The sequence below is a fragment of the Streptomyces armeniacus genome (assembly GCF_003355155.1).
Taxonomy (GTDB): domain Bacteria; phylum Actinomycetota; class Actinomycetes; order Streptomycetales; family Streptomycetaceae; genus Streptomyces; species Streptomyces armeniacus.
In genome coordinates, this window is record NZ_CP031320.1 from 7464254 (window position 1) to 7470253 (window position 6000).

The window sequence follows — 6000 nt, forward strand, 5'->3', positions numbered from 1 at the left end:
TGGCTACGCGGTGTGCTGCCCGAGCCGTTCCCCCAGCGCGTCCACGTCGGCCAGGAACCACGTCTGCCGCCCGCGGTTGGACTCCCGTACGAAGTCCCGCAGCGCCGAACTGCCCTCCGTGTGCCGGGAGATGTCCCCGAGGACGGCGAGCCCCATGCCGTACTGGGCGAACTTCTGGATCATGTCCCCCGCCACCCGCGTGTCCAGCCGGAAGAACGCCTCGTCGAAGCGCGCGGCGGGGACGGCGATCCACTGGGCGCCCTGGTAACCGGCGTCGCCGATCAGGTCGAGGGCGTCCTGCTCGCGGCTGAGGGTCGCGCCCTCGGGGGCGCAGACCAGGACGGGGACGTCGTGGATCGTCTGGACGGCTGTCATGGCGGCCAGGCTAGCCGTGGAGGCCGGGCGGACGCGCCGGAGTTTCCGCGCGCAGCAGCGGGACGAGGGCCTCCGCCGCGTCGAGGGCCTGGTCGCGTACGACGTAGGCGGTGATGCCCCAACGGCGTTCGGCGTCCGCCACGGCCGCGGTGATCTCGCGCTCCGTACCGAGCCAGACGTACGGCGACGCCAGCACGTCGGCGTCCGCGCAGCCCGCCCGTTCGGCGAAGCGGCGGGCCGCCGCCTCGGCGTCATCGGTGATCTCCACGTGCTGTACGAGCGCCTCACGTGCGGGCGGCGTGCCGCGGCCGGCGGCCTTCGCGCCGCGCTCGATCAGCTCCGTCTGACGGTCGATGTCGGCGCCGCGCCAGCGGACTTCGTGGCTGTGCCCGTCGGCGAGCGTACGGCCGAGGCCGCTCAGCGCCACCACGTCGGCATGCCGCCCGGCCCACTCCAGGAGCACGGAGTTGCCGCCGCCGAAGGTGAACGGCACCGGCTGCCGCACCGGCCGCGGAGCCTCCAGCCGCGCCGCCCGCGCGTACACCTCGGGCCCGTCGGCGGTCACCTCCTCCCCCGCGAGCAGCGCCCGGCACGCCTCGGCCACGGCGGTGAACCGCCGTACGCGGCCCGCGACATCGGGCCGCACCGAACCGAGCATCTCCCACTCCACCGGGGTGTGTCCGGCCCCGAGCGCCAGCCGCGCCCGGCCGCCGGATACGACGTCGAGCGTTGCGACGTCGCTCGCGAGCAGCAGCGGCTCGCGGAGGCCGGCGTGCGAGACGTACGCGCCGAGCTGGAGCCGCTCGGTGACGGCGGCGGCCGCGGCCAGCGCGACGTACGGGGACGCGGCGGTGCCGGGGTGGTCGGCCACCAGCAGCCCGTCGAACCCGGCCGCCTCGCAGCGGCGCGCGAGCACGCTCCACGACGCGGCGTCCCGCGGCTCCGCCTGTACGGAAATGGCCACCATGCCTTTACCGTGCCCCCTTCCTCGGGGCCACGGCCAGCACCGGACGACCACTCCGCTGCGGGCGAACGGGCGCGCGCATCAAGGCCGTCCGGCGTTTTGCGGACGGCCTACCCGAGCCAAATCAAGCCCGTCCGGCGATTGAGGACGGCCCTCGGCCACGATGGCGCTGCGCTGGGCCGCGCGAAGTGGGCCCACCGGCGGGCCGGTGACCGCTCCGGGCCGTCCTCAAACGCCGGACGGGCTGAGCTGCGAGGGGCGGCTCGAGGCTCCCCCCTCGTGCCTCGAACCGCCCACGGCTCCGTAGGCCAAGAACCGTGGTGACAAGGCTAGTTGGCCCTGAGTCAGTGTCCAATCACTGTGTCGACTTGTACCTATCGATATATTTATCGCTTCGGCAGCGCCAGCGAAGCACCACGCAATGCACCCGCGAACCACCCCGGGCAACCTGGAGATGACGTGGACCTGGACCTCCTGCGTACGTTCCTCGCGGTGCACAGGGCCGGATCGTTCACGCGGGCCGGGGCGCTGCTGGGGCTGTCGCAGCCCACCGTCACCGGGCAGATACGGACACTGGAGCGGCAGTTGGCCAGGCCGCTCTTCCTCCGCCAGGCGCGCGGCGTCACGCCCACGACCGTCGGCGAGGAGCTGGCCCGCAAGGTCGCCCCGCATCTCGACGCCCTGACGGAGATCACGGAGAGCGGGATCGACGAGCAGGCCGAGGGCCGTACGGTGCACCTCGCCGGGCCGCCGGAGTTCCTGTCGCTGCGGGTGCTGCCCGCGCTGGCGCCGCTCGTGGCGGAGGGGCTGGGGGTGCGTACGGTATTCGGGGACACCGAGGAGAACCTCGCGGGCCTGGCCGCCGGCCGCTGCGACATCGCGCTCAGCACCGCCCGCCCGCGCGGCGAACTGCTCGCCGCGACACCACTGTGCGACGAGGAACTGGTCCTCGTCGGCGCGCCCCGCTGGGCCGCCCGGCTGGGCGGCGGGGCGGCGCAGTTACGGGCGAGGGGGGCGGCGGCGCTGGCGCGCGTACCGGCTCTGGACGTGCACGAGAGCATGCCGCTGATGAGCCGCTACTGGACCGCCGTCTTCGACACCCCCGTCACGCAGTCGGCCTCCGTCGTCGTGCCCGACCTGCGGGCCGTGCTGGAGTCGGTGCTCGCGGGCGCCGGTATCGCGGTGCTGCCGCGCTACCTGTGCGCCGCCCTGGTCGACGGGCGGCTGGTCGCCCTGCTGGACCCGCCGGTGCCGCCGCTGCGTACGTACTTCCTGTCGGTACGGGCGGGCACGCTCGCGCTGCCGCACATCGCGCGCACGCACGAACGCCTGCTGCGCGCCGCGACGGACTGGTGACGCGCCGCCACGCACGCGGGGCGGGGCAGTCCGACGGGGCAGTCCGACAGGGCAGTCCGACAGGCAGGGAACGGCGGTAGCGGGGGCGGCGTACGCGGCCGCGTGTTTCGCCGGGCCCGGCGCGGGCCACATCTCCCCCATGGCTCCTGAGCGTCCCGTGGTCAAGCGCACCGCCCGCGCCATCCTCCTCGACGGCCCCGACATGATCGTCATCAAGCGCACCAAGCCCGGCCTCGACCCGTACTGGATCACGCCGGGCGGCGGCGTCGAACCGGACGTGGACACGACCGTCGTGGACGCGCTGCACCGCGAGGTGGACGAGGAGCTGGGGGCGAAGGTGACGGATGTCGTGCCCGCGTTCGTCGACACCGTGCCCGAACCGGCCGGTGGAGACGGCGGGGACGACGGGGACGACGGGGACGGCGGAGACGTACGGGGCGGCGTGAAGGTGCAGCACTTCTTCGTCTGCCGGCTCGCCTCGATGGACACCTCGCGGCGGCACGGGCCGGAAGTGGACGAACCGAGCGGGGAGTACGAGATCGTGCGCATCCCGTTCAGCCGTGCGGGCATCGCCTCGGTGGAGGTGGTGCCGCCGTCGCTGCGGGCGTATCTGGACGCGAACATCGAGGGCGTACTGGCCCTGCTCGCGCCCGACCTCGGCTGACCTCGGCCGGACCCGCGGCCGGCCTCGGCCGGCTCGCCGCGGCACGGGCCCCACGCGCCGCGCGGCGCCGCGTACGGCCGACCGTCAGCCGAACCACCCCTGGAACGGGGCCGCCGGCTCGCTCTGCTGGGCCGCGCGGGCGCGCCGTTCCGCCTCGGCGAGGGCGCGTTCGGCCTCCTCGCGCCACATCACCTGCTCCGGTACGCCCGGCGCGTCCGACCCGTCGAGTGACGGCAGTGGCGGGAGCGGCGGAAGGGGCGGCACGGGCGGCACCGTCAGCCCTTGCGGGAGCGGCTGCGAGCCCGCCACCGGCTCCGACTGCGGCTGCGGCTGGGCCGACACGGCGGGCTCGGCGGGACGTTGAGCAGGCACCGCAGGAACGGGCGGTGCCGCCGGTGCCGCAGGAACGGGCGGTGCCCCCGCGGCAGCGGCCTCCGCCGCCACCGCCGCCGCGTCGTGCTCGCGCGGCGGCCGTTCCACGGGCCCGCGCTCGCGCGCGTCCCGCGCGGCGCCGAAGAAGTCGCCGCCCTTCCGCTTGTAGTCGTCGGTGCCCCACTCGCGCGCGGGCCGCTTCGGCGCCTTCTGCAGGTGGGGTATGTGCTTGGCGCAGTGGATGTACGCCTCCTCGACCCCGACGCGTACCCACAGCTGCGCGCGCCGTCCGGGCATCGGGTCGTGCGGCAGGTCGGGGTAGAGCGCGCGCATCTCCTCGTCCTCGACCAGTTCGGCGGTGCCGTTGACGTGCAGGCCGATACGGGCGCGGATGAAGTCGACCATCAGGATGCCCAGATGGGGGTTCTCCTGGATGTTTCCGAGGCTGGCGTGCACGCCGTTGCCCCGGTACTCGGGGTAGACGAGGGTGCGTTCGTCGAGCACGCGCAGGAAGCCCGGCGGCCCGGCGCGGAGGCTGCTGTCGCACTCGCCGTGCCGGTCGGCGGTGGAGAGGAAGAACATCTCCTGCTGGTGCGTGAACTCCCGCATCCGCTCGTTGAGATGGTCCAGGACCTGCTCGTCGTAGAAGCGGTCGGCACGCGTGGTGGTGCCGAGCCGCTGCTGCAGCCCGTGCTCACCGTCACTGCCGGGGCGGGCCACGGTCTCGGCCACCCTGGTGTGCTCGTACTGTGCCTCGGCTGCCTCGGCGTCTGCCACCTGCGCTGTCTCCTTCTGCTTCCCCAGGCCGGGGCCGCCCGTGTGCGCGGCTCCGTGGCGCTTCGCGTCCGGTCATCCTCGCGGCACTCGATTGCGACGATGTAATGCGGTGCGCTCCACTGCGGTGCCCTGCGTGCTGCGAACTGCGTGCTGCGGTACGCGTGTTGTGTTGTACGGGTGCTGCGTGCTCTCGTCCGCCGCTCTACTGCGCGGCGGCGACCAGTTCGTCGATCGAATCGTGCCGTATGCGGTGGGCCGGGATGCCCGCGCCTCTCAGCGCGTCGACGGCGCTGCGGATCATCCCCGGCGGTCCGGACAGGTAGCCGTCGTACGCGCTCCATGGCCCGTACTGCCGTATCACATCCGGCAGTTGCCCCTCCAGTGGTGCGGAGCCGCCCGGCTGCCCGGGCCCGTAGCCGGGGCCGTGCAGCGGGACGTCCGAGACGACGGGCCGTACGGACAGCCACGGGTGCCGGTCGCCGAGCCGCAGCATGGTGTGCAGGTCGTACAGGTCGTGGTCGCTGCGGGCGCCGTAGAACACCTCGACGGGGCGGGACCGGCCGTGCTCCGCGACATCCTCGACGAGCGCCTTGATCGGCGCGATGCCGGTGCCGCCGCCGAGGCAGAGCAGCCCGGTGTCGGTGCTGTGGTCGACGGTCATCGAGCCGCTCGGCGGCCCGAGCCGCACCGTGTCGCCGGGGCGGGCGCGGTGCACCAGCGCGTTGGAGACCCAGCCCGCAGGCACGGCCTTGACGTGGAAGCTGAGCAGCCCGTCGGAGCGGGGCGCCGACGCAAACGAGTAGTGCCGCCACACGCGCGGCCACCACGGCGTCTCGATGCTGGTGTACTGGCCCGCGCGGAACGGGTACGGCTGGTCCGGGCGCACGGTCAGCACCGCGATGCCGGGGGTGCGCATCTCGTGCGCGACGATCTCGGCGTTCCACCAGGCGGGGGCGCGCTTCTCGTCCTCGGCCGCCGCGTCGATCATGATCTGCGAGATGGTGGTGTACACCCGTACCCACGCCGCCTCGGACTCGTCGCTCCAGGTCAGCGTGCAGTACTGGGTGAGCGCGGCGATCAGGCACTCGCCGACGGCGGGGTAGTGCTCGGGCTGCGTCCCGTACTTGCGGTGGCCGCGGCCCAGCCCGGACAGGTACTCGGTCAGCACGTCCGGGTCGTCGCTCAGCCGCGCGGCGGTCAGCAGCGCGCGGAAGATGCGGTCGCGCTGGGTGTCCATCGAGACGGGGAACAGCTCGCGCAGCTGCGGGTGCTGGACGAAGAGCAGGGCGTAGAAGTACGCGGTGGCGGAGTCGGCGACGGGCTCGATCTCCTCCAGATTGCGGCGGATGAGCGTGCTGTCGTCGGCCGGGCCGTACTCGGGGAGCGGGGTGCGGAGCTGCACCGGCTGGGTGGGCGGCGGGGCGGGCGCGTACGGGGTACGGGCGGACCGCTGTCGGCTTGAAAGCTTAGGGTTGGTTTTGTTTTTTTTTTT

General features: G+C 73.5%; 6 protein-coding genes. 2 read left to right on the forward strand and 4 right to left on the reverse strand.

Annotated elements, in window-relative coordinates:
- Nucleotides 1-3: 3 nt before the first annotated feature.
- Both DVA86_RS32415 and DVA86_RS32420 read right to left on the reverse strand, forming a co-directional pair.
- Complete coding sequence (locus DVA86_RS32415; protein ID WP_208883654.1) at nucleotides 4-375, reverse strand: DUF4180 domain-containing protein; 372 nt, start codon at nucleotides 373-375, stop codon at nucleotides 4-6.
- Nucleotides 376-385: 10 nt separating this feature from the next.
- The gene (locus DVA86_RS32420; protein WP_208883656.1) at nucleotides 386-1342 is read right to left on the reverse strand and encodes an LLM class flavin-dependent oxidoreductase; all 957 of its coding nucleotides are present in this window, start codon (nucleotides 1340-1342) and stop codon (nucleotides 386-388) included.
- 456 nt (nucleotides 1343-1798) lie between these two features.
- Between DVA86_RS32420 and DVA86_RS32425 the strand changes: the two genes are divergently transcribed.
- On the forward strand, nucleotides 1799-2695 hold the full coding sequence (locus DVA86_RS32425; protein ID WP_208883657.1) for a LysR family transcriptional regulator: 897 nt from the start codon (nucleotides 1799-1801) through the stop codon (nucleotides 2693-2695).
- 139 nt (nucleotides 2696-2834) lie between these two features.
- Entirely contained in the window at nucleotides 2835-3359 is a 525-nt protein-coding gene (locus DVA86_RS32430; protein WP_208883659.1) for an NUDIX domain-containing protein, read from the forward strand.
- 84 nt (nucleotides 3360-3443) lie between these two features.
- On the opposite strand, the gene DVA86_RS32435 is transcribed toward DVA86_RS32430, so the two are convergent.
- A complete protein-coding gene (locus DVA86_RS32435; protein ID WP_425470951.1) occupies nucleotides 3444-4508 on the reverse strand; it encodes a pyridoxamine 5'-phosphate oxidase family protein in 1065 nt (354 codons plus the stop codon).
- 202 nt (nucleotides 4509-4710) lie between these two features.
- The coding region (locus tag DVA86_RS32440; protein WP_245997430.1) for a globin domain-containing protein at nucleotides 4711-6000 on the reverse strand (1290 nt) is incomplete at its 5' end.